This window comes from Pseudomonas sp. Leaf58, from assembly GCF_003627215.1.
Lineage (GTDB): Bacteria > Pseudomonadota > Gammaproteobacteria > Pseudomonadales > Pseudomonadaceae > Aquipseudomonas.
In genome coordinates, this window is the sequence record NZ_CP032678.1 from 870,662 (window position 1) to 895,145 (window position 24,484).

General features: G+C 54.9%; 21 protein-coding genes. 11 read left to right on the forward strand and 10 right to left on the reverse strand.

Going from position 1 to position 24,484, the window contains the following annotated elements; translation table 11 throughout:
* Positions 1-526: 526 nt before the first annotated feature.
* Together DV532_RS30030 and DV532_RS30035 are read right to left on the reverse strand one after the other, a co-directional pair.
* On the reverse strand, positions 527-2,881 hold the full coding sequence (locus DV532_RS30030; protein WP_056797699.1) for a patatin-like phospholipase family protein: 2,355 nt from the start codon (positions 2,879-2,881) through the stop codon (positions 527-529).
* A gap of 60 nt (positions 2,882-2,941) precedes the next feature.
* Complete coding sequence (locus DV532_RS30035; RefSeq protein ID WP_056797697.1) at positions 2,942-3,784, reverse strand: NYN domain-containing protein; 843 nt, start codon at positions 3,782-3,784, stop codon at positions 2,942-2,944.
* A 129-nt stretch (positions 3,785-3,913) separates the two neighbouring features.
* Between DV532_RS30035 and DV532_RS31110 the strand changes: the two genes are divergently transcribed.
* The 3 genes from DV532_RS31110 (at position 3,914) to DV532_RS30050 (ending at position 6,112) form a co-directional block, all read left to right on the forward strand.
* Entirely contained in the window at positions 3,914-4,291 is a 378-nt protein-coding gene (locus DV532_RS31110) for a histone-like nucleoid-structuring protein, MvaT/MvaU family (protein ID WP_056797694.1), read from the forward strand.
* A 114-nt stretch (positions 4,292-4,405) separates the two neighbouring features.
* Positions 4,406-5,203, forward strand: a complete 798-nt coding sequence (locus DV532_RS30045) for a hypothetical protein (protein WP_056797692.1) — start codon at positions 4,406-4,408, stop codon at positions 5,201-5,203.
* 69 nt (positions 5,204-5,272) lie between these two features.
* Positions 5,273-6,112 (forward strand): hypothetical protein, encoded by an 840-nt coding sequence (locus DV532_RS30050; RefSeq protein WP_056797690.1) that lies wholly within the window; start codon positions 5,273-5,275, stop codon positions 6,110-6,112.
* Here the strand turns inward: DV532_RS30050 and DV532_RS30055 are convergent.
* Positions 6,109-7,110: a hypothetical protein gene (locus tag DV532_RS30055; RefSeq protein ID WP_236707488.1), complete on the reverse strand. Its 1,002-nt coding sequence runs from the start codon at positions 7,108-7,110 to the stop codon at positions 6,109-6,111. The genes DV532_RS30050 and DV532_RS30055 overlap by 4 nt on opposite strands.
* A gap of 24 nt (positions 7,111-7,134) precedes the next feature.
* Between DV532_RS30055 and DV532_RS30060 the strand changes: the two genes are divergently transcribed.
* Both DV532_RS30060 and DV532_RS30065 read left to right on the forward strand, forming a co-directional pair.
* Positions 7,135-9,261, forward strand: a complete 2,127-nt coding sequence (locus DV532_RS30060; protein ID WP_120715534.1) for a DEAD/DEAH box helicase — start codon at positions 7,135-7,137, stop codon at positions 9,259-9,261.
* A gap of 77 nt (positions 9,262-9,338) precedes the next feature.
* On the forward strand, positions 9,339-10,505 hold the full coding sequence (locus tag DV532_RS30065) for a helicase-related protein (protein WP_120715535.1): 1,167 nt from the start codon (positions 9,339-9,341) through the stop codon (positions 10,503-10,505).
* Here the strand turns inward: DV532_RS30065 and DV532_RS30070 are convergent.
* Positions 10,502-10,996, reverse strand: coding sequence for a hypothetical protein (locus DV532_RS30070; RefSeq protein WP_056797680.1), 495 nt, complete (start codon positions 10,994-10,996; stop codon positions 10,502-10,504). The genes DV532_RS30065 and DV532_RS30070 overlap by 4 nt on opposite strands.
* Before the next feature lie 85 nt (positions 10,997-11,081).
* On the opposite strand from DV532_RS30070, the gene DV532_RS30075 reads away from it, so the two are divergent.
* The 3 genes from DV532_RS30075 (at position 11,082) to DV532_RS30085 (ending at position 13,200) form a co-directional block, all read left to right on the forward strand.
* Positions 11,082-11,624 (forward strand): hypothetical protein, encoded by a 543-nt coding sequence (locus DV532_RS30075; protein ID WP_056797678.1) that lies wholly within the window; start codon positions 11,082-11,084, stop codon positions 11,622-11,624.
* A gap of 192 nt (positions 11,625-11,816) precedes the next feature.
* Positions 11,817-12,704 carry an A24 family peptidase gene (locus DV532_RS30080; protein ID WP_056797675.1) on the forward strand — a complete coding sequence of 296 codons (888 nt, stop codon included), beginning with the start codon at positions 11,817-11,819 and terminating at the stop codon, positions 12,702-12,704.
* A 133-nt stretch (positions 12,705-12,837) separates the two neighbouring features.
* Complete coding sequence (locus tag DV532_RS30085) at positions 12,838-13,200, forward strand: hypothetical protein (RefSeq protein WP_056797672.1); 363 nt, start codon at positions 12,838-12,840, stop codon at positions 13,198-13,200.
* 49 nt (positions 13,201-13,249) lie between these two features.
* Here the strand turns inward: DV532_RS30085 and DV532_RS30090 are convergent, their stop codons facing one another.
* Both DV532_RS30090 and DV532_RS30095 read right to left on the reverse strand, forming a co-directional pair.
* Positions 13,250-13,906 carry a dUTP diphosphatase gene (locus tag DV532_RS30090; protein ID WP_082476778.1) on the reverse strand — a complete coding sequence of 219 codons (657 nt, stop codon included), beginning with the start codon at positions 13,904-13,906 and terminating at the stop codon, positions 13,250-13,252.
* Positions 13,907-13,915: 9 nt separating this feature from the next.
* Entirely contained in the window at positions 13,916-14,338 is a 423-nt protein-coding gene (locus tag DV532_RS30095) for a hypothetical protein (protein WP_056797667.1), read from the reverse strand.
* Between the two features lie 153 nt (positions 14,339-14,491).
* On the opposite strand from DV532_RS30095, the gene DV532_RS30100 reads away from it, so the two are divergent.
* The 3 genes from DV532_RS30100 (at position 14,492) to DV532_RS30110 (ending at position 19,077) form a co-directional block, all read left to right on the forward strand.
* A complete protein-coding gene (locus DV532_RS30100) occupies positions 14,492-17,038 on the forward strand; it encodes a DEAD/DEAH box helicase (protein ID WP_056797665.1) in 2,547 nt (848 codons plus the stop codon).
* Between the two features lie 81 nt (positions 17,039-17,119).
* Positions 17,120-17,860, forward strand: a complete 741-nt coding sequence (locus tag DV532_RS30105; RefSeq protein WP_120715536.1) for a hypothetical protein — start codon at positions 17,120-17,122, stop codon at positions 17,858-17,860.
* A 35-nt stretch (positions 17,861-17,895) separates the two neighbouring features.
* Positions 17,896-19,077 carry an AAA family ATPase gene (locus DV532_RS30110; protein WP_056797657.1) on the forward strand — a complete coding sequence of 394 codons (1,182 nt, stop codon included), beginning with the start codon at positions 17,896-17,898 and terminating at the stop codon, positions 19,075-19,077.
* Positions 19,078-19,240: 163 nt separating this feature from the next.
* Here DV532_RS30110 and DV532_RS30115 read toward each other — a convergent pair whose 3' ends face one another.
* The 4 genes from DV532_RS30115 to DV532_RS30130 all read right to left on the reverse strand — a co-directional run bounded on the left by DV532_RS30115 (position 19,241) and on the right by DV532_RS30130 (position 24,472).
* Positions 19,241-19,804, reverse strand: coding sequence for a hypothetical protein (locus DV532_RS30115; protein ID WP_162949027.1), 564 nt, complete (start codon positions 19,802-19,804; stop codon positions 19,241-19,243).
* Positions 19,794-21,116 carry a hypothetical protein gene (locus DV532_RS30120; RefSeq protein WP_082476777.1) on the reverse strand — a complete coding sequence of 441 codons (1,323 nt, stop codon included), beginning with the start codon at positions 21,114-21,116 and terminating at the stop codon, positions 19,794-19,796. The genes DV532_RS30115 and DV532_RS30120 overlap by 11 nt, the downstream gene beginning before the upstream one ends.
* 155 nt (positions 21,117-21,271) lie before the next feature.
* Positions 21,272-21,751 carry a hypothetical protein gene (locus tag DV532_RS30125; protein ID WP_056797648.1) on the reverse strand — a complete coding sequence of 160 codons (480 nt, stop codon included), beginning with the start codon at positions 21,749-21,751 and terminating at the stop codon, positions 21,272-21,274.
* A gap of 192 nt (positions 21,752-21,943) precedes the next feature.
* Positions 21,944-24,472: a type IV secretory system conjugative DNA transfer family protein gene (locus DV532_RS30130; protein ID WP_056797647.1), complete on the reverse strand. Its 2,529-nt coding sequence runs from the start codon at positions 24,470-24,472 to the stop codon at positions 21,944-21,946.
* Positions 24,473-24,484: the final 12 nt, after the last annotated feature.

The window sequence follows — 24,484 nt, forward strand, 5'->3', positions numbered from 1 at the left end:
GAAAGCCGCTGTTTTCCTGGAGCGCACAGGAATTAGCGGTATTTCATGTGAATTCGCCCGTGAGCAATGCTTGTCCCCTGTAAAAATTGCACGGAGATGCACGCAGCCCCTATGAATCGGGGCTTACAGCTAACCCGTGGAATTTATATACAAAGTTATTAACTGGTTATGCACAGCTTACTCACAAAAAATCAGGGTATTTTGGGGTTTAGAGCGGAGTTTTGTGTGCGCTCTCCGGACTTTCCTGAGCGCCAACCGTAATCTCATGAGCACGGGCCGGATTTTCCTGAGCGCTTACCGGTATTCCATGAGCGGTAACCGGAATGCTGAAAACGCCCACCGGAAAGCTGGTTACAAGCGTGTACACCCAAAGCCCAACAGGCACGGGCAAAAGCCCCAGTTATCAACAAGCCTTAACCCCGTAGATCTAATCCCACGTTTTTAATCCCGGTTTTCCTAACCCCGTCAGCAGCCCTAACCATCCTTTTTTGTAACCCTTTGGCTTTGCTCACCCGCAAACTCAGGCTCAAAGCCGGCCCTGAAGAATTTCGCCGAGGCTGTAGGCATCGAGCATGGGGTTGTCCATGACCTCATCAAGATCAGCTTGCTGGATGGCTTTGTCGAGAACCCCGACATCGAAACTCGGCAAGCCGAGCTGCCTGCTCAACTCGCTTTCGCGTTGGCTGAGGCTTCGCAATCGGCATAAGGCAAAGCGCAGGTGCCGATCGGGGTGGGCGCTCATCAGATTCCGGGCTGCACGCACACCGGCTTCATGCAACTGCTGACGCACTTCGACAGGGATATGAAAATCTGCCGTGTCAATTGTCCCCGTGCGAAGGATGCCGATGTTGTTCAGCGCTTCTTCGGAGGTGACCTGGGGATTATGGTGGGACATGAACTGTCCCACGGTGGCCGACACCGCCCTGAGCATGTGAATCTTGATGGCATCCCAATGCCGCCGCAGTGAACCAATCCTGGGCAGACCCAAAGCATTCAGGTCGAACTGATACATCTGTCGTTGAATTTCCTCATCGAGCATGATGCGCAGCTTGCTGCCCTTGTTGTTGATCAGTTCATCCACCGCCTGATACTCCAGGTCAGACTCAGTTGAGGACTGAATGAAAGCAATTGTCTGGGCATCGGCCTCTTGCTGAGAGGCGAACTGATCCGTGAACATACGCAGGGGGAGGTTGTTGTTGACCCCGCCGTCAATCAGATTCATACCATTGAACTTCATGACTTTGAAAACCACCGGCAAATTCATACTGGCCCTGACTGCTTTTTTGATGGGCATGTGCTGATGTTCGCCAAAGCGCCCATCCTTGTTGGCAGCTCTGGCAAAGATCGGTTTGAAGAACAAGCGGTTATCAAGTGCGCCAAACCCGTCGTCCACTTTTTTCCCCTCCGTGAACGCTGTAATCGTTCGCTGAACCAGACGTGCGCAAAAGCGGCGGACTGCCCTGGGGGATATAGGGAGGTGGTGATCGGTCATAGCCACCCCAAACTCCTTGAAACCTTCCTGTGGAAACAGGTCGGCAAGTTGTTTGAGCTGAACGAAGGTGACGTTACGCCGGGCTTTTCGAGTATTCAGGGGAGGGGTGATGGATTCAAGAGCATGGGGATTCAGGCGATCCAAGCGGCTCTGAATCACATCGCCGATAAATTCCTCAATCGTTTCGGATTCCGGATCCAGCCTGGATTTCGCGAAGCGTAAACATTGAATGGCGCCCTGATAAGCTTCCGAGCGACCAAATAACCCCACAAATTGAAGCGTTTCAGCTTCTGCTCTGAGCCCCTGCGCATGCATATCGCTGAGGAATTGCCTGCGAGCCTGATGGTAGATCTCTGCAAGGCTAACTTCACCGCGAGCAGCAACACCTTCCAGTCGCTGTAAATGGGTATGGATAACCTCTTCATCCATTTTCAGCCACTGGCTGGTGGTAATTCCAGTGTGCTCGACGAGCATGGGCACCATGTATTCCCGACTGAAATCCTTGAGCATAATGCCTTCAGTCTGGGGTGATGTTTCTGTGGATATTGAGCGCAGATAGCGCTTGCCTCGCACCCGCGCAGCAATGGTTTTGACAGTTTCCGTGAATTGTCGCTGGTATTTCGCAGCCATGCTGATGGGCAATGCACTTTCAGCAAAAAATTGGGCAAATCTGCCGTAATGCACCAGGTGTTTTATCTCTTTTGCCGGGAATCCGAAGGCCATCATGAGGCCAATCAAGGCCCCGGCTGACGTGCCGCCAACGTACTTGATATCCTTCAGGGCGCCGATTTGCTCCAGGTATTCGGCAACACCACTGGCACCCATTTTTTTGGCACCCCCGCCCTGAAAAATCACAGCTTTGGGGGCAAATACAATATCCTGCTTCTTACGCATATTGACCGCTCTGTCACAGGCGCTCTCCAGAATATTCTCTTTCTGCTGGAGGATCAGCTCTGCCTTGCGCCGGTCGGTGGCACTGGCATCAGCCGCCATGCCTTTGGTAATCACACGATTGGTGTCTGCAATGTGATTTTTGAGCACACCCAGCTTTTTCTTCAGGGCGGGGTCAATTTTGGCCAGGCCCCGTTCTAGGTCTTTAAACAGGTGGCGATTGTCACGACCATGGGGGTCTGCAACTGCAAAAAATCGCTCATCGTCTGCCTGATCGCTATGCATGACTCGGGTCAGAATGCCCAGCAGGTAGGGTTTGACCTCTTCCGGATCCTGGTTTTTCATCTGCTCAGGGGTAAACACATAGCTGCCGACGCGCAGGAAAGCCACCCATCCATCGGATATCAGCCGCGCCATTTCGTGAATTTGTCTTTCACGCAAAAAAACCGCAAAAGCTTCCTGCCGCTTGACCTTGATTTCGTGGAGCGAATTACTCATCAGCTTCGACTCGTATCAATATACCTATTATTAAGCGCACAGAAAGCAGTGCAACGACAACTATGCGCGGTACCAGCCAGAACGAGTGGAAAACCTGTGCATGACAACATCGGTAGCAGCGCCAATATCATCAAAAAGACCTTGTAAGGTGAATTCAACAATTGCCCCTCGAAGCACACCATGGTCGCTACGTGAAATTTCGGCCAGGTCACAAATGGCTACTCCTTGGCACATGGGAGCCACTGGCGCGAGCAGCGCCATCTCATTGGCATTTGTCCAAGGTTTGATGTACCGGATCGTGATGGTTTTGTTCTCATTGTCGATGTTGTCTACAGTGCCCCTGACCCGCGATCCTGGCTGACCCCATAGGGCGCACTTCTTGTCCACTGCCGACTGCGGGGGCAAAAGATCGGGGATAAGCCACGCATTGAAGACCGCATCGGCAGCCTCTCGCAGATCAGCACTGCAAGAGTCCACGGCAATGACCTCAACGCGCACTCCCTGGCGCCTGGCTGCTTTAATCAGCGGGGCAAAGTCACCATCACCGGTGAGGATCACCACGCGATCGAGTCTCCCCGCCCCCTCCAGGACATCAACTGCAATCTCCATGTCCACGTTTGACTTGACCACGACACGATCACCCTCATCAAAATGTTTGGCAAGCTTGACCGTGATGTTGTAACCCAGGGCTTTTATGGCTGAGTGATACCCCTGAACGCGGCCAGCCAGCGCAGGATCTTTCTCCAGTCTTACTGGATCAAGGGAAGTGTAAACGTTCATGTGCACCGCTCTGGAGCCTCCACGCAAGGCAAAATCTCGCAGCACGGTGTAGTCCATGGTGAAACCACCACTGGCATTGATATTTGACTGATCAACGAAAATGCCCACCCTATCCTGACTCATGACTCACCCGTCCTTAATTTTTATCGTTCCATTTAATCACAAATCGAAGGCATGTGTCGTTGACAGCAGGGCTTGCCGTTCCTATATTGGAGCGGCTGAAGTACCCTCCCAAGCATTGAGAGTCGAACAATGAGTAAAGTAGCCGAACTGAAACGCCTTGAAGCCGCGCATACTGCGACGCTTCAGCGCATTGAAACGCTTCGCAAAGAGCTTGCTGGCGTGGGAAAGATCGTTGACCATGTTCGCCAGGAAGCTGATAAGTCAGGCATCGATTTGCTTGAAATCTGCTATGCGCTGGTGCCTTCGCTTGAGCCTAAAGTCAAAGGCAAAAAAAACAGTGACGGTGGAGAGCCCGCTCGTCGGCAACAACGACGCCTGAAACGCTACGAAAACCCTAATAACGGTGAAATCATCGAAACCAAGGGTGGCAATCACCGGGGCCTGAAGGAGTGGAAGCAGCAGTATGGCGCCGATGTTGTCGAGTCCTGGGCAACCGTGGTTGATTGATCGATAATTTCACGTCCTTCGACCCTGTTCTACTGGCTGCACTAGCGGTAGGTAAGCAGGGTCGCCTTTTCCTAAAAAAACCTGCAAAATAGAAAGAAAAAACAGGTTTCTATCATGTGGGACATCATTGCCTACGTCGACAGTGAAATTAGCCTGCTACTCAAGCAGCGTGATATCTATTACATTTTCAAATACCCCTGGAAAGAGCCGAAGGCCATTCCCGCCTTGCTCACCACCCCAAGGCCCGAAGCGATCAACGTGCAGACCGACAAGCTACTGGGAGAACTTGTGGTCAGAAGCCGCCTCACAGCCCTTGAGCATGTCTGCAATCTAACCAGAGGTGCGCTGAAAGGAATGCCTGCTGGAAGTGAACGCGAGCTGGTAACAGAAGCCCTGAAATTCGCCCTGCGACGCAAGAAAATGGATTTGATCCAGGCTTCTGAATTTATTCGGATGTTGACATCGTGCGCGCTGCTGACGGTGATTCCGGACAGTTTCTGGAATGCCTGTGCCTCCGAGATGGACGGTGACACGCTCAACAAGCTACGTGCCTCGCTCAATACTCTGGAAGTCTTGCACCCGCGCAACGACGATTGGCTAAACCAGGCCAGCGAATTCCTGGCTCGGGTCGCATGGTCGCAAAACCAGTTCCTGATGATTGAAACCACCTGCCGTCAGTTGTCTTACCTTCATTCCAAATTGCCCGTTGGCGAGGTTTTTGCGGAGCTTCGAAAAAAATCCACGAGCATGATTCAGCGTGAAGCGATTGAGCGTGACATGCTGAATCAGAAGCCTTGGCAAAAAAATGCCGTGCCGACGAAAAAGTCGATCAAAATCGGCCCCCACTCCAAATCAAGGCCTGATCGCCCTGCTGACTCCACCAACAAGAAGAACGCCGAGACTGACGAATGATTAGGGGTTGATGAGTGATCTTGGCCAAGCTATAACAGGGAAGACGTTCTCTCTCGGGGTTTTGACCAAATGGAAGTATCCCTGCTCAAGGATCAGCTAAAGACACTCAATGACAGCATCCTGAGCCTCAACGAATTGTTGAGTGCTGGTCAAGCATGCTTTGCCACTAAAGACTCGGGAGAATTCAAGGTCGGACAAGAGGCAATAAAGGTTATTAAAACGGCCTATGCGTCCCTGTGGTACGAAGAAGGTGTATCCGATGGTCGGGTAACACCTATTTGGCTGGGCGCCATGGCCGTAGATAGCGATGTCCTTGCCGCAGCCGCTCAGGTCAACCGGAACAAGGATCAGTTTCAATCAACAGTGATTGCGGCCAAGAAAAGGCTGCGCGACCTTCATGCGCAGTCGGTGGCTGGCACCGATAAATCATTTCGCAGACTGATGAACGAGATTGGCCTGAGCCGCTTGTCGTTGCGGATGGCCTATCGGCACATTCCCCTTTTGGAAAAAACACCTGAGTCCATTCGCTTCTCGTTTTCATCATCAGGGAAAAGCATCACTCGAATCACTCCCGAACAAGCCCTTATAGAACTGCACGAGACCGGATTCACCGGCTCCCATATTGACTATCAGGCGACAATCCTCAGGAAAATTCACCCGGATACCCCATTGGCAAAGATTCAACACCTGGCGGGCTACTATAAGGCCAATCTCAAGTTTGAAAACGAGCCCTTTCGAAAGACGTTGCCCACCTTTTTGCCTATTTTATACCCCGCTGGGGAGCGGGAGCCCGATCGTCAGCTGGAAGTTCCCGAGGCCTGGTCTACCATCAGGAACCGGCGCAAGGATCAAAAACTCTGTAGCATTCCCTTGATACCGACGCTCAGGATTCACACCTATCTCTCTTAGTCGAGAATAGGTTCCCGAATCAGCGCCTTCCAGTCCATTTCGGGGGGCTGCACTTCGACGGTGCGGGTTTCCACTACGATTTTCTCGATCACTTTTGGCACCAGTGATTCGTTGAGGGCCTGGAACCCCCAGGTTGGCATCAGGTGGACATGGTAGAGCTTGTCGGCCAGACGGGCTTGCACGGTCTCGCATAACAGGAGCGGGGCGGCAGTAGATTCCTTGGTCTTGAGGGAGTAGACGATGTTCAACGCGTCGCGGGTATCCACGCTGACAATGTCAAATTCCTCTTGCAGGATCATGCGCACCTCGCTGTCATAGCCAAGGTGCTTGAAGATAGCCAGGCAATACACCCCTCCTGCATCGGGTCGCCGCACGCCATGCTGAGCAAGGATTTCGGACACCCCGATGATCATGCGGTCTACCTGCAGTCGCACGAACTCCTTGAAAGCCACTTCCAGCTGCGCCTGGCGCAGAATGTTGATGGTCACTGGCGCACTCAGGATTCCGGAGTCATTGGTCAATTCAAGGCGCACGCCATCTGTGACAGTTCGAGCCTGAAACTTAAGCCCAGCTTCAAGCGAAAGATGCTCCACCGACTGAACCAGGTCGCACAGCTCAGCGAGTTCGTTACTGGCCTGAATGGTGTAGCTGAGCCGCCCCAGCGTCATTGTGACAGCCAGAGTCAATTTTGGTTTATTGGGTATTTCAAATGGCAAAATCAAGCTGCCAAATGCATTAAGCTGCATACATGAGCCAATATTAGGCAAAATCAATAAGCGTGGATCCTGCCCGTAGCTGGCTGCAGCATGCAAATAACTATGGGAGTTCTCAGCGAGAGAATTCAATATTCCTTGAAAAATATCGCTTCGCAATTGTTCGAAGGAAAGCTGCATCTCAGACATAAGCACCTCTTTTCCTTTATTGAACCCTGATTCGCCCAGGAAATCCAGAGGATATCGCTTGCCAAGACTGTTGTTTTCGTTATAATCGCGAGGCATTCAGCACCACACAAGGATCAATCTATGAGTTGGCTCAATATTTCGGGATCCGCCAAGGCTCTGGTCTATGGCAAAGAGCTTGAGCAATCAGGTGGCATCATCATTACCCGAAATGAGACCGAGGCAACTACCATTGCATCCGAAATTCCTTTTTTCTACCCAGGCTTGACTGAGCGAGTTGTCTATCTGCCTGAGGGCGAGGTCTTGCCCTACGACCTTGAGACCACGCCGCCGTCGATCAAAGCTGTTCGCGCCACTGCCCTGACCCGCTTGATGTCCGGGATTGAAAACCCAATCCTGGTGATCAGCGGCCCCAATCTGATGCAACCGGTCGCCGCCAAATCATTCTGGCTCGGCTCTCAGTTCGAGCTCAAAATCGGCTCGACACTGCCCGATGGGCATGAAAAGCTGCTGGAGGCCTGGGGTTATACCAAGTCCTTCCGCGTCAAGTCTCCTTCGACCTGGTCGCAGCGCGGAAAGGTTTTTGACATCTACCCGGTCGGTCTGGCTGAGAAACAATCCGGGTCTGAGTACTGCGCCCTGCGCATGCTGTTGGATGATGATCAGCGCATTGAGTCGATTCATCGCCTCGACCCACTGACACAGGATTCCGGCGAAGCGGTTAACTCGGTGGTGATATTTCCGGATCGGGAGTACCCCCTAAACGCTGAACTGACCAACCTGTTCCGCAAAAAGTCATTTGATGTTCACCCTGAGCCACGAGACGAAAAAACCTACAAGGTGATCAGTGAGGGCAAAGACCACCCGGAGCTCTCGACGTGGTCGCATTTTGCCGATCTTGGCGCTCAATACCTCGCCGAGATTTTGAGTGGTGGTGTGATTTACGATGACGGTGCAAAAGCTTCCATTGAGAAGCAGTGGGCGCTGATTCACCGCCGCCATCATGATGTGATTCAGGACAGCTCCCGGATTGTACCTGCCCCGAGTGATGCCTGGGCCTCTCCGGAGCACTTGCAGCAACTGCTTGCCCCTTACCAGTCTTTTGAGTTGGTGGAAAAACCGCGCCCCGATACTGTCGACCTGGGCTACTACCCCAGCGGCATGATCAGGAAGGGAGTTCTCAAAGAGGCCATCGGCGTTTTGGAAGGCATCTTTGAAAGCAACATTCCACTGCTGTTTGTCATCAAAAGCGAGGTTCGCCACCGCCATGTCGCCGTATTGACGGAAATGGCTTCCGGTCACGAAGCGATCTCCGTTGCTAGTTTCGATGCTTTCGCAGCGTCCCGCCCCATGGTTGCCATTACCACAGGTGTCATGGAGCGTGGGTTCCTGGCCGGCAATGAGTACCGCGTCATCAGCGAGAAGGAGATCTTCGGCATCTCCATCGAATCGTCTCTGGACGGTGAACTGGATGAGCACCATCGCCGCGTGATTCTCCAGGGCTTGCATGAGATCAAGCTCGACGAGCCCATTGTCCATGCCACCAAGGGCGTGGGCCGCTTTCAGGGCTTTGAGCAAATCAACATGGGCGGTGGTGCGACAGACATGGTCAAAATCGGCTACGCCGATGATGCCAGCACCTTCGCCCACATTCGCGATCTGGATCTGATCTCGCGCTACTCGGGCGGCGATCCTGAAAAGGCCCCTCTTTCCAAGTTGGGTGATCCGAGCTGGCTTGCGGCACTCAAAGATGCCCAGAAAAGCGCCCTGAAGGTGGCCTCCGAGCTGATCGACTTGCGCAACACCCGCGAACGTGCATCGGGCATTATCCTGAAGATGCCGGGTGATGCTTACGACCGGTTCTGCCACACCTTCAGCTATGAAGAAACGCCCGGTCAAATACTGGCCATTCAGGATGTCATCAAGGATCTGACGTCTGGCAAGCCGATGGATCGCCTCATTTGCGGGGACGTTGGCTTTGGCAAGACCGAGGTGGCCATGCGGGCGGCCTTCCTGATGGCTGATCAGGGTTATCAGACTGTGGTACTTGCGCCGACCAAGCTGCTGGCTCAGCAGCATTACGACAGTTTCGTGAGCCGGTTTGAAGAAACACCGTACAACATCATCCTGGCCAGCCAGCAGACGTTCACCAAAGCCCAGATGAAGCAGCTGGAGTCGGGCGCAGTCTCCATTGTCATTGGTACCCACAAGCTGTTGCAGGGTAATGTCGACTTCAACAACTGGGACTGATTATTGTTGATGAAGAACATCGCTTTGGCGTGGCGCAAAAGGAGCACCTGCGTACCCACAGGGGCAACAAGCATGTCATGACCATGGCGGCAACGCCCATCCCGCGCACGCTCAGCATGGGGCTCTCCAACATTCGCGACATGTCCATCATCGCCACCCCGCCAGCCAAGCGCCTGTCGGTGCGCACCCTGGTGCGTAACGATGAGGATTCGGTGATCCAGGAGGCGTTACAACGTGAGATGGCCCGTGACGGTCAAGCCTTTGTCATCCACAACTTCATTGATTCCATGGATGCTTGCGTGGAGCGAATCCAGCGGATTGTGCCGTCCGCCAGGGTTGCCAAGGTTCACGGCAAGATGTCTGAAACCGAAATGACCCGGATCATGCAGGCTTTCCGCGACCACCAGTATGATGTCCTGGTGGGCACAACTGTCATCGAGATCGGTATCGATGTGCCGAACGCCAATACCCTGATCATCGAGCACCCTGACAGGCTTGGCCTTGGGCAAATGCACCAGATTCGCGGACGCGTTGGGCGATCGACGCGCCAGGCCTATGCGTACCTTCTGACTTCCAAGGAGGGCCCCAAGGAAGGCCCCGTCTACATGCGCCTAAAGGCCATGGAGCAGGCATCAAACTTGGGCGAAGGCTTTGTGATCGCCAGGCACGACATGGAAATCCGAGGGATTGGCGAGATCCTTGGCGAGGAACAAAGCGGTCACGTGCACAAGATCGGTTTCACGCTCTACATGCGCCTGCTTTCCCAGGCCATCAAGGCGCTCGACGAGGGCGGTGATCGCGCCACCCTGGAAGTGGCTGCAATCATGAACAGCGTGGACTTCCCTATGCGAGGCTCAATCCCCAGCCATTTCATCACCGAGGTGGGTGAGCGTTTGGCCTGGTACCAGCGAATCATGTGTAGCGAGTCTGTGGAAGAGGCTGCCCTGAACCTGCGCGAGCTCAACGACCTCTATGGCTACCTACCTGCAGAGGTTCTGGAGTTCAAAGAGTGGGTTAAAGAGATGATTGCCCTCAAGCACTGGCAGCTGACCAGGGTTGAGAGCGTGGACGATGGTGTCCTGGTCTCGGTCAGCCATGGCTCGATGCGGCGCTCTAGCCAGGCAATGATGGCCTTGAACTTCGGGCGCTCGTTCAAACCTGCTGAGCGCAGCAATCAGTTCCGGGTTGAGGGGGTCAGCATTCGGCAGTTTGTCGAAACCGTCGTCCAGGCTACCTTGCATTAAGCGCTCAACGACCTGCCTCGGGGCGTGACGCGGGACACCCAGAACTGATGCTGGGTGTCCTGTGCTGCAAATTGGGCCAGCACGTAGGCTACATCCAGATTGCCTTGCACAAAGGCCTTGATTCGGCTGCTCAGCGTCATTACGGCATGTCCGTACTCCGGGCTCTTGTAGAGCTCTCCTGACATCGGGTGATAGCCATCGTCGACCAAGCGTTGGCTGGCATAGGTGGAAAGCCTGACCTCCCTGACGCACTCGTCATGAAAGTCAAAAAAACCTTTGAGTTCGATCATCAGCACATCGACAGGCATGCACTGGCCTGTTGACCTGAAGTGCAGGGAGCCGTCACCGACCTTGGTACCTGGCTTGAACCCAACGGGCCGGTGGATCTTCAGCAGCCAGTCTGCCAGTGCCATCCACGGGTCTTCGGTGTTCAGCATCGATCTTACGACCCCGATCCGATTGATCTCTTCCACAACATAGATGATACGCATGCGTCCCCCTGGCGGAACTTTGGCGAAATTTTGTTGACGCAGTTCTCAATATGCCATATAAAGGCCATCAGATCTCGGAGGCCTGATGAACACGCTCACCTACATAGACCCCATGTACTCAAGCAAGGCATCTATTAGCTTCGGCCAGTTTATGCTTTCAGTCAATATTGAAGGTCTGAAGGCGGTTAATTTTGTCGAGCCAAAGCTTCCCGAACTCTTGCCTCATGCTTCCGCAGAAGCCATTGCGACCATGCTGAGCATGAGCAACGCGGAACAGTGGATGATCGAGCTGAATTTCGAACAGACGCTGAGCCGCATGGCAGAAGCCTTCCGGATGAAGGACTTTCCCGCCATCGCTGAGCAAGTCGAAGGGCTCAGGGTGACCCATCCTGATACCGAGCTGCGCCCCTACTGGGCAAAAGTGATTCGACCAGGCATTCTGGACAAGGCCGCTGAACTTGGTCTTGACACCTCATCTGAAGATTTCAATGCCGTCCTGACCTGGGCCCATCCCGCCAACACTAGTCGCAGGCTCCACCCCAGGGCTATCCGTTTCATCAGCCACGGTTTCCCCGACCTCTTGAGCCAGTTTCGCTCTGGTCGATCCTCGCTGATCAAGTCTGCCTGACCCGCTACGCCTGACCGTTCCCGGTGAGGACGTGTTCACCGGGAATAAACGCTATATGACCTGCCTTTGCGTCAACCTGCCCCTCCCGTCTCCCCCGTCTCTCACTGTCATCCACACCCCAGCTGCAAATTGAAATAATCCCCCTGACGTGTCAATATTTGCCAATCTAATAACAAGCTATGGGATTGCCAAATGTCCATTCTCGATTTTCCCTTGTATGCGGATCTTCCGCATGCGTTCTGGTCGATATTTATTTTCCTGGGGGCTGCCCTGGGCAGTTTCTTCAATGTTCTGGCGCTACGTTGGCCCGCCATTCAAATTGCCCACAACCATGCCGAGGCGACAGCCTGGGTAAGCCTAAATAAGGGTAAGGTCACAGGCTTGAATCTCAGCACGCCACTGTCACTACTGGGTGGGCGCTCACAATGCCCATGCTGCAAAAAGCCGATCCCTGCCTACCACAATATCCCGCTGCTCTCCTGGTTATTGCTTCGCGGCAAGTCGGCATGCTGCCAGGCACCCATCCGTTTCGTGTACCTGGGGATGGAGTTGGTCGGCGCCGCAGTCTTCATGGCGGTGGCTTTCACCATGGGCCCTACGATGGCGGGCTTGATTACGGGCATCATTGTGATGCTACTGGTGCTGATGGCCAGAATTGACGCTATTGAGGGCTTCATCCCCGATTCATTGTTGTTTTGCACCACTGCGCTGGGGTATGTGTTGGCCATGTCTGGCATCGGCGTGGGCGTTGAACAGGCCATGGTGGCACACCTGGCCGTGTTTTTTTCCCTATATTGCATTTTCCAGGGCATTACCTGGTTGACCAGGGCTAAACCCATGGGCATGGCAGACTACCATCTGTTTTCAATCGCCGCTGTATTGCTGGGTTCGGACGTGCTCTTGGTATTTTTCATGTTTCTGCCCATGCTGATCCTTACCCAGATGTGCAAGCGCTGGTCAAAATGGGAGCCTGGAGTATTTGCCCGCCTGGTCGGTTCGAAAGCCGTTCCAGCGGGCCCGGCAATCGTTGCCAGCACGGTGCTGGCCTTGGGCCTTAGGGCTATCGGCTTGCTTCCCTAACTCTTCAAGGCTTTCTGAGCGGTTTTGATTGGCACGGGTTGCATGAAGATTCCCGCCTTTTTCTGGGCGGGTTGCCAAAGCCACTTGAAATTGTCATCCCCTTTATCAATACTAGCAAAAAGAGGTGGATTTGATGAAAAAATTACTCGGCGCATTACTGTTTTCGCTTTTAATCCCATCCGTGTCCCATGCTGCGGATCTTTCCTGCCTATCGATTCCTGCGAACGACGATATGCTGACCAACACGGGGTCTTTCAACAAGAAAGAATACCGAGAGGAACTGATTGGTCAGCAGGAAAATCCAGCAACCGACCTGATGGGTTGTGCAGCGTCGGTGCTTGATGGAAACAGTGCGGCGTCCTCGGTCAAGGGCAACTGTGGTTGCAAAAAAGCGATCGCCAGTCTGTGCTCGTTCAACATCAAGAAACACCGGATCAAAGCCTCTGGAGGCGCCTCGGTCGCCTGGTGCGCACCGTTTGCGCCCTGGAACCTCTGAAATCCAGGCATGAAAAAACCCGGCGCTGCCGGGTTTTCGTTGTCAGCCCTCAGGCAAATTCGGCGTAACACTCGCCCAGACGCTGGTACAGCAGCTCCATGCCGTCATCAGGCACCCAATTCTTCATCAGGTCTTCCAGGTACAGGTTGTCTTCGCGGCCCGACCAGACCTTGATGTACGTGCCCTGCTTGTCACCATTGTTCTGGCGGAACAGGTTCAGCACATTCTTGGCGGCGTAGATCGAGTACAGCGAATCAAACGAAAGGCCAGCATCTTTCATGATGGCGCGGTACAAGCTCCAGTTGATCCGCTTGGCGCAGGACAAGCCCATCAGCAAGTCCATTTTCTCCAGGGCAGGGAGGTCTTCAATCACGTACTCCACGTTGTCGAAGACAACCACCGTGTCCTCGACTGCCCAGGCTGCCAGCAGATCCTCACGCGCCTTGTCCGGATCGTTGGCAATGCGCGCCACTTCGCTGAGGTAGAAGTGGATGATGTCGACCAATTCCAGCTGCATCTGAACGACGTCTTTGCGCACCGCTTTCCACCACTTGTAGCCATGATGTTCGATCATTTCGCCGCTTTCGACGCTGGCTGCGCGCAGGTAGGCATGGCGGTTCACTCGCCACTGGGGGTCGAATACGTTATTGAGCTGCTCCTGATAATGGAGCATCGTTGCCAATTTGTTGTTGTATCGCGATGGCATCTTCAGACCTTATTGTGCGGGTTGATAAATTTTGTGGATGCCTGCGATTTTTTCACGCATGGCGGGATTGTCCGGCAGGGACGGGCTCACGGAACGCATGATTTCGTTGACGTCCCAGCTGGTCAGGATCATGGCATGCAGGGGCAGATAACCTTTGCTCACGTAGGTGTCGTACAGCTCTGCCGCATTGGGCAGTGGCACGATGAACTCACGCATCTTGTCCGCATTGGTGATCTGGCTGATCGACAGCGACTCCGCTTGATGGGTGACTGGATTGACCAGACTCAATTTGAAATTGGCAGCCTGGGTCTGGGTGCTTGCTGGAGCCTGAGTGGCCGCTGCGGGTGCTTCAGTACTGGCATGGGAGGGTGTCGAAACGACCATAAACGGAATGGCCGTGGCCGCCAGCAGCCCAAGGATGGATTTTTTCATTGTGATGACCTCTCAATCGGATCGGACAACCCGTGTGTTGATGAGTCAATATACCCATAACCCAATATACGGTCAAAGCGTAAACCGTAAAACCACTCAATTTACAGCAAAACCGAAATACAGTAGGATTTCCTGATACAGGAGATCCCCCCGATGATCAAACAACTAGACAATTATCTGCTTGGTCGAAGCGTACGCAAATACCGTGCAGAAGCTCAGATTATCCAGCACCATAGCCTCAGCCTTGGGGGCGTCCCCGATGGGTCGCTTGCCAACAGTTTCCAGAATCTTCGCGGTCGCACCGACCGGGAAGCGATGCAGGTGGGCTTTGCAATCATCGTCGAGATGGCTGATCGAACGCTTGGAAAGCGCCCTTATGAAGTGCAGATCATGGGCGCCCTGGCGATGGCGGATGGCCGTATCGCCGAAATGGCCACGGGTGAAGGCAAAACCCTCACCGCTGCGCTTCCGCTGGCCTGGAATGGCCTGCAGACTCGCGCCCATGCCATGACGGTCAACGATTTTCTGGCCAGACGTGATGCCCAGCAACTTGACCCCCTGTTTGAAGCCCTCGGCCTGACCGTGGGTTATCTGCAGGACAACTTCGGTCGTGAATCTCGCCAGATCGCCTATCAATGCTCGATTGTCTACGGCACCCCGTCGCAGTTTGTGTTCGACTACCTGCGTGACCACATCGTCCATCGCCATGCACAGCTCATGCAGCAAGGCCGGAATTTCCTATTGGTTGATGAGGCTGACTCCATCTTCATTGACGAAGCTCGCACGCCCATGGTGCTTTCGGGCGATGGGGCTCTTGATCCGAGCCTGTGGACTGATCTCTATGCATTTGTCTCGTCGCTGACCCATGAAGACATGCGTGAAGACAAGCGCACACAGCTGGAGAAAATCCTCGTCGACAACCACGGCTACGAATCGCACCTGATCGTCGATCGCACCAAGTCTTCGGCGTTCTTCAGCGAGAGCGGCATCACCGTGGCCGAAGACTATCTGTTGGACAAGGGTGTCATTGCTACCCGCGATGAAATCTGGCAACCGTCACGCTCCCACATCTGGCGTGCCCTAAACGCCTGTGCCAAAGCTGCGCACCTGTTCGTTCGCGACCGGGACTACATCATCGCGGATGACAAAGCGATTATCGTTGACCAGGAGACGGGACGCCTGTCTCACGGCAAGCGCTGGAACGATGGGCTTCACCAGGCGGTGGAAGCGAAAGAGTCCTTGTCCATCAAGCCTGAGTCGGAAGAGCTGGGGCGAATTGCTTTGTCGAATTACGTTTCGCTCTACAGCTCGGTGGGTGGCATGACCGGTACGGCCATGACTGAGGCCAAGGAAATCCATGATCTCTACGGGCTGACCACTGTCCCTATCCCGACTCACCGCCCGCGTATCCGCGTCGATCATCCCGACATCGTCTTCATGACCCAGGAAGGCAAGTGGCGGAAAATTGTCGAGGATGTCAAAACGATCCACGCCACCGGCCAACCTATCCTGATCGGTACCGGCAGCATTTCCGACTCCGAGCAGCTCTCCGCACGCTTCGAATCGCTGGGGATCGACCACCAAGTGCTCAATGCCAAGCAAGACGAGCATGAAGCGATGATTGTGGCCCAGGCGGGGCGTCTGGGCGCCATCACCATTGCCACAAACATGGCTGGCCGTGGCACCGACATCATTCTTGGTGGCAACCCGGAACTGATGGTCGAGGAGGAGGCTGACGAGGAATCGATTGCCCGCGTGGAAGAGGCGTGCCGTAACGAACGGCAGGCAGTCATGGAGGCAGGTGGCTTGTTTGTGATGGGGTGCGAGCGTGGCGACTCCCGCCGCATTGACCTGCAATTGTCAGGTCGTGCAGGCCGCCAGGGCGACCCAGGGGCTTCACGCTTCTACATTGCCCTGGACGACCCGTTGCTCAAGAACTACGGTGGCGATGCCCTCAAGCGATTCTTCCTGGCCCTGGGCCTGGGCGAACATGATGGCGTCGAGCACAGCATGATCAACAGCTCCATCGCCAAAGCGCAGGCCAAGAAACAGGCCATTCACATGACCTCGCGCAAGGAAGGCCTGAAGCAGGATTCGGTCATCGACAAACCGCGCCATGTGTTTTTCCAGCTGCGTGATGAGCTGTTGGCTGAGGATCCGGCAACCATCTTCGACTTTGCCAGCAACAAGGTCGAACAGGCCGTTGAGCGCATGCTGTGCATCTACCTCAACAGTGGCAAGGGTTTCCCGGAGACCTGGAACAAGGCAGGCCTGCGCGACAAGCTGGTAGGCTGGGGGCTGTCCGGTGACTGGTTTGATGGGATGTACGCGGACTTTGAAAATGACCATTACAAGATCCAGGGTCTCAAGGATCAGCTGGTCAACTGGATTCAATTTGATCTGCGGGCCCGCTCATCTCAGCTCCAGGACAAGCGCGATGCCATGATCCATAGCAGCCTGCTGCATGCGATCGACACCCAGTGGAAAGCCATGTTGGAGGAGGCTGACCACATCCGCGCCGGCATCCACTTGCGCGCCTATGCCCAGGAAAAACCCGACCTATCCTTCCAAAAGGAGGTGTTCAGGCTATTCAAGGCCCTGTATTTCGATATCCCGGTGGTGATGATCGATTACGTCTATGCCTGCGTGAGTCACCGTGAAAGCCAGCTTGATCAGGTCGAGGATACCGCCGCAGCCTGATTTGCGTGCAAAGCAGAAGCCCTGGAGGTGATGCTTTCGGGGCTTTTTCCGTTTGAGCGGTGAATAATATGGATATTGGCTTTGAGTTTCCCCTATTATTGGGCATACCAATTGCTCAGCACAGGCCTTCCGATGACGCCCTCTACTGATGCCGTCTCCGCGCAGAAAATCATCAAATACGTCAAAGGCCTCCCGGCCAGAGACAGACAATTGATGGAGGGGTTTTTTTCCCGCACAGAAGGCTTTTTTGACAACCTAGGCCTGGATGACATCAGCCTCATCTCCACGCACCTTCGACTGCTGGGGTTGACGAAGCCACCCGTTGAGCAAACCGATGAGCAACGGATTGAAATGTGGGGGCATTACGGCCTCACAGTCTCTGTTCCTGACGGCAGGGCGAGATTCAGTGGATCCATGATGCTCGCACCACATGATGGCGTCCCCTACTGCGTGAACGAGGATACTCATTATGCCAGAACCGGGAGCGACGACCGTATCCGACACGCGATTGGCCACCGTCAGATGATGATCGATTGCTACCACGCCAAAATCAAGGCTCTGTACAATTACTGCCTGGCGCTGGAACGAGGCCCTGTGTGGGTGCTCACCGGGGGAGGCGCTCGGGTTCAGGCATTCTTTGGCTATGAGCAAGGTTATCTTGCAAATCTCTGCCTAGATTTGCAGGATGTTCCGCGCCAGACGGAGGAACAGCGGGCTGAGCTCGCTGGACGTACCCATTCACTGACGCCGAATTTTGAACACCATGAGCCTCTCTTTGAGCGGCTGGACATACCAGGGGTGAAGGTCTCCCTGCACGATTGACCTTTATCTCCACCCCCTTGAAGAGGTTTTTTCGCATGACGTACCAAGAGATGCAGAAGCTGGTGGCTGACCCTGGCCAGGCCCATGACATGAAAGCGCTGATCGAGTTGATCCCCGCGCTTGCACTGCTGGAGGCGACCCCCCAAGACCCCGTCTATCACGCAGAGGGGAACGTACTTGCCCATACCGACCTGGTGGTGGGCGCCATGGTCAACGGCCAGGACTACCGCAGCGCGACTGAGAATGAACGCTTTGTCTTGTTCTACGCCGCACTGCTACACGACATCGCCAAGCCTTCGACCACGGTGATTGATCCCGTCACTGGCAAAATCGGCCAGCCCGGTCATTCGCGACGTGGCGCGATTGATGCCAGGATCCTGCTATGGCGGGCTGGGGTGCCTTTCGAGCTGCGTGAGGAAATCTGCCGGATCATCACCGTGCACCAATTGCCCTTCTTTGCCCTCAATGGTGACAAGCGCAGCGGCAAGCCGGCTGAGTTCCTGATTCACAAGCTGTCCTGCGAACAGCAGCTGTGGATGCTGTGTGCCATGGCCGTGGCTGACATGGAAGGGCGGGTCTATCACGACAAGCAGAACGTGCTGGCCGACATCGAGCTGTTTCGCATGCTTGCCGAGGAAGAAGGCTGCCTGCGATCGGCCAAGCAATTTCCGGACACCTACACCAAGCTCTGCTACCTGCGCGGCGCCTCGATCTCGCCGGACTACCCGTTCTTCCGTGAGCGCACAGGTTCGCAGGTAACCGTGATGTGCGGCATGCCGGCATCTGGAAAAAACCACTGGGTCAGCCATCACCGCCCAGGGCTTCCCGTGGTGTCCATTGATGATGCCCGTGACGAACTCGGGCTGCGGTATGGCAAGAACAACGGGGCTGCCGCGCATTATGCCTACGACAAGGCCAGGGAGCTGCTGCGCCGACAGGAGCCCTTTGTCTGGAACACCACCTTGCTGTCGTCTCAAATGCGCGCCCAGACACTCGATTTTCTTCATGATTACCATGCGGACGTGCAGCTGGTGTACTTGGAGCAACCCGAGAAGGTCATTTATCAGCGCAACAACCAGCGGGACACTTCCCTGAAAAATGAGGGTATCCGCGATATGCTGTTCAAATGGGAGGTGCCCTTGCCCACCGAGGCGGCCTCAGTGGAGTACCGGATTAACGAGAACAGTCGAAAACCGATCTGTGAGCCTGAGCCCTAAAGGAAAGGGGCGACTGCTTTTGTGAGGCGCCCTTAGAGCAACTCACTTTCCAGGACGGCACACCGCACAATTTCATTGTCGATGCCGTCCAGGTCATCGCGGGTAACCAGGTTGAGCTGCACGACCAGCGCGGCCAGGGAATGATCCTGAATGGTGTTAAGGGCTAGGCGTCGTCGCCAGGCGCCATGAGCTGAAGATTCTTGATGCAGCGCACCGGGGCTGTTTCATAACCGTGCTGTAGGTTGATCAGCGGGAAACCCTCAAATGCCCTGATGTTGGCCAGGACAGGGGCGCCATGCTCCAGGAGCAGGGTCTGGAACTCGGCAGGAAACATCTCCAGGTGATCGATGTCCTGGAAAAATGCCAAGGCCCAAGCGGTTTCCAGTAGCATCGCTTCAATCTGCACGTCACCGACGATGCCGTCACGCAAATACAGATGCCTGCCAAATTCGATGGCCGCTCGGCTGATCTCGGGCGCGAAGGACGCGTAGGTGGTGACGATGAACAGGTTGAAGGATCGGCTAGTGCCTAACAAGACGGCCATATGCCCTTGCTTGGCATCGCTCAAGTGCAACATGTGCAGGTCGCGCAATGCCTGGTATTCCTGCGCCTGCACCAGGTGGTTGATGTGCGCCTTCATCTGGCCAACCGACCAGCCTGGCAGGACTGGCACCACAGAGGCCGTCTGAGAGGCCTCCTGGCGCCGCGCAGCAACGTTATTGGCCATAGGCTGGTTGATCGTCCCGTGGGGCGCGCACGAACGGCGCAGGCGTAGCGGAGAGCTTCAGGGTGCGTTCGCAATTCTTGTCCAGCTCCAGGACGTTGCCAATGGCCTTGCCGTACGCATGAATGCTGCTCAGAAGCACGGTATTGTTCGCCCGAAACTCACGCTTGACGGTGTCGGCATTGCGCATGGCAATCGGGCACGCCAGGTAGGCGTTCTGGTTCGCAAAATTCACGAACGGCGCGAAGTGGAAGCGTTTGTCGACAAAAGCCTTGAGCTGCTTGGGCATGCCATGGCCGCCGCGCATGAATTCCTTGAGGTACTTCTCGTTGGAAATGGGGCCGCAGTTGACACGCTGGATCGGAATGATCTCGATCTCGAAGCCTTTTTTCTTCATGAACTTGAGCCAGCCCGAACCACGCGGGACAAATTCATCCCAGATGGTCGTGACATCGGGTACCTTCTGCTCCCGGTAATCGAACTGGTGATTCAGGCGGCGAATCCCATCCACCTGAACCATGCGAGACTGTCCCGAGTTATCAACGGGGCGCATGATGACGCCGCCGTACATGCCGCATTGACTGTTGGATTCGATCATTTCCAGGATGGTGCTGCGCACCTTGGCCTCGTTGTCCAGATTCAGGGCTTCAAGGCGCTGGTACTGTACATCGACGCCGATGTAAAAGCTCTTTTTCTGATTGATGTACAGGTCGATGGCGAGCTGCTCGCGCATCATGCTGTATTCGAGCAGGCTCATGCCCTCCAGCTCTTCAGTCGATTCGGTCGCCGCCTCCAGGATGGTATTCATCTCCATCAGGCGGATACGCTGCTGTTCGTACTCCGCAGTGTTCATGGGGATACGGTTCATCTCCAGGTATCCCACGCCGATCTTGGGCTTGGCCGCACGATCTTCGGCGCGCAACACTGAGAGCCAGTTGCACGACAGGATGTTCTTTTCGGCATCCACCACCTTGACCTGCTCTGCCAGGAACACTCCCCCTGTCATTGAGCCGGGGCCGTTGGTCTCGTCAGCAAAACAGGGGTTGCGGGCTGTGCGATGGGTTTCACTGAGTGAGGCAAGGTCGGGGATGATGACGTCCTTTTTCTTCTTTGCTTCCTGAATGAACCGCTCTGGCACCGTCAGCTGCAGCATAAACCGCGCCCCCGCCTGGTCAACCCCTTCCACGTACTGGTCAGATGGATGGTCGCCAATCATATAGCGAGTGGGATAGCCTACAAAACCTGCAGTCGACCCTTTCTTGAGTGCTTCGACGCTGCCAAGGATGGGCGTACCTGCGCGGCTTTCTGAAGACATAACGAGTACCTCGAATCAATTTGTGGTCAAATCGTAGCCCCGGATTGGCGATTATTCAAGTCCCTGGGGTATCCGTTGACAATGAAAAAGGATCTGCGTGTAACTGACGCCTATACGTCAATATACGTGCAAATCCTTTGTGTTGCCAAGCGCGGTTAGCGCATGCCCATCGAAGACTCCTGGTGAACCGGTTTCGGCTTGCTGGTGAAGCTGCCGACCAGTCTGGCGAAGAAGCCTTCCTTCTGCGTAGGCAGCTGGGAGTCGCGCATGAACACACCCTCATTGGCCTGCTCAACGCGGGCTTCGTAGGTGGCCGTCACGGCCTTCGACAGCTTGCCAATGAGTAGCTCATGCATGTTGTCCTTGTTTTCTTCCATGAACTGCTTGCCCATGCGATAGGCAGCGACGAACTTGCCACCGGCATAGCTTGGCAACGGAGCGGAGTCGCGCAGCAGGCTCATCTCTTCCGGGTTCAGGGTCTGAACGTCGATCAGCAGCTTGGCCTGGAAGTGCTTGGTCTTGTCATCGCCAGAGTGCAGCTCGGCCCCCGAGACTGCTTGAATCAGGTTGTCGATGCGGATGTTTTCCACGTTCTTTTTGAGATCGCGCAGGTTGTAATGGCTGCTTAGGGACATGACGGCTTCCTCTTATTCTTATTAACTTCAGTTTCCGCAATGAGCAAACACAGTGACAATTCGCACCTGGCGCGGATTCAGTTATAAAATCGCCGTTGTTTTGATCTGGGGCAGCAATCACCTGCTAAATTCAATTGAAAATTATTTTTTCGATAAAAAACCCGGCATTGCCGGGTTGTGTGTGCCTGCAGCTCAGGCGTCCTTGTTCTTGTCGATTTGCTTGAGCATCAGCTCCAGAGTCTTACTCACGATTTCTTCGCTGAGGCGACTGGGCTGTGGCTCGCTCGGGTATTGAATGCGCTCATCGATGATCTCCAGGCCACGACGCGCTTCGGCTTCAGCATCCTCTTCATCCAGGCCATGCTCCATTTCAATCGCTTTCAACTGCTGCAATGGCAGTGCTTCCGCCTGCGCCTTCGGCGACAGAGGCTCTTCATGGGTATCGATCTGCTCTTGAATGGTGTCGTTGATGAGCTCAGAGAGCGATTTATAGATGCCTTTCGCTTCTTCCTTCAGCTCATTGTCCGATTCGTAGGCTTCCCGCATGAATGGCAGGCCCGAACTGACCTGGTGTTGAAGTTCGTCATCCTGGGCCTTGTCGATCTCCACCCTGCGCTCTTCGCGGTGCTGATCGGCAGTTGGCTGGGGTCGCTCAGTGATGGTCGGCTCCACTCGTGCTTTTTGTGGAGCGACTGGTGATGTATCCCCCTTGATTGCTCTCACGAAGGTTTCGTCGAGCAACTGCTCCTGGTATTCCATCAGGCCAAAGGCGAGGCGTGCACTGCCATTGGGATCCTGGTTGCGGTCACGGGCTAATTCGTAGCCGGTGAATAGGGCCTTCAGACCCGCATCAAGATCGGTGTTTTTCAGCTTGCTCAGCGGCAGGCCAGAATCGAAGACCTTGCCAATGTTGCCACGGGCCTGGGTGATCTGTTTGATGGTTTCCTGCCGTGGGCGGTTCACCATCAACATGCGGTTGATGCGGTACTCAGGTGATTGGTTGGGTTCGGCGTAAAACAACCTGCAGCGAACCAGCAAGTCACCAAACATGACATGTGCCTCGCCAGGCTTCTGATCGACCAGGTCGCGAATGGTGATCCGCTTGCGGCGTTCGATGCGGGTTTGCAGGTTGTCGGCGTAACCCGATACCAATTCACCCTTGACTTCATGACCTGCGGTCGCAGCAGTTTCACCTTCGCCCGCACGTTCAACAGCCAACTGGAAAGTGTCGCCCTGGTCTTCAAGCTTCATGAAGACTTTAATGTTGGTGTTGGCTGTTACTGACTTGGCTTCGTCCTCGCCCCCACGTTTAAAGCTCGGGAAGTCCTGGCCGGCGAAGATTACCGCAATACCCAGCGATCGGGCCTGCGCGGCAACTACCGAGAAGCCCTTCACGGAATAATACCCATATTCATCGAGAATAAGCAGGAACGGCACATCGGAGTTGGTGGGTTTGGCATCCATAACTTCTTCGTGGGAGCCTTCCACCTTTTCGCCCAGTGCTGGCGCCAGTGCGCTTCGAACCCCGGCTACGACCAGTTTACCAAGACCTGACAGCGCGTCCGGGTCTTTTTCGAGGGCTGGCAACATCACAAACAGGATTCGGCGGTTATAAACCAAGTCCTTGTAGTCCACCTCACCCATGGGGGCGTTGAAGATATGCGCATAGGTCGAGGACAACTCAGAGAGCACCTCGGTTAGCTGCATTTGCAGGTACCCATGTTGTTCGTAGCACTTTGGCGACAGCGAGCCATTGAGTGCATCGTCTTCGTTATAGCCGGGCAGGTCGAGCAAGTATTTCTTGAGCTGCACAATGCCATGCTCAGGAATATCACGGCGCTGGGTAAGTTCAAGAACCCTATCAAGTGGCATGTAATCACGCAACTTGCCGACGTCCATGTTGATCTCACCGGAATCACGCAGGTAGACCAGGGTGTCCAGCAAGGCGGCGAGCAATGCACTGGCTCGGCCTTTCCACATGTCGTCGCCGCCACCGTCACGCATCAAGCTCACGACCAGTGAGCGCAACTGGGCGGACGGGCCGTAGGCGAAGGGGTTTGTGGTGTTCGACAGGCGTGTCCCGTCGCCTTTTGCACCGGGTGATTTTGAGCCTGTCAGGTAGTTGATCAGCAGCAGGTCATCTTCACGACCCAGGCGCCTGACCATCGAGAAGACCAGGCCAAATACCGTCGTGTCGCCCTTCCCGTCGACGTACATGACCCCGGAACCGAGCAACAGGGCCTGGTAGAACAGCCCCAGCAAGAACCGGGTCTTGCCGCTGCCGGTAGATCCGAACACCAGCATATGGGTACGGGCATCATCGTTGGAGACCCAAAACGCCTCGCCACTGACCTTGTCATTGCCAATCAGGATGATGCCGTTGCCCATCCGCCGCTTGAGAATTTTTTTCGGATCCCCTTTGTCCTCGGGCTTGAGCTTAACGGTCGGGTCGATCTCCAGCGGATCCATCGGTCGGCGCAGAGGGTAGGCCCGACGATTGTTTCGGCTGAGCATGAGCATAATCAAACCGAAGAAGATCATGAAGTCGGAGGCGGCCCCATAACCTATCCAGGGGGTGATGAACGCCGAGCAGCCAAAGAAGGCCGTGACTGCACCACCTGCGATGGCGAAGAAGTCCTTGATCCGATAACGGAACGGGCGCACCTCGCGATGTAGCAACGCCGGATCAAGATCCGCATTCTTGGAAATACCGTGAACCATGGTTTGCCCATT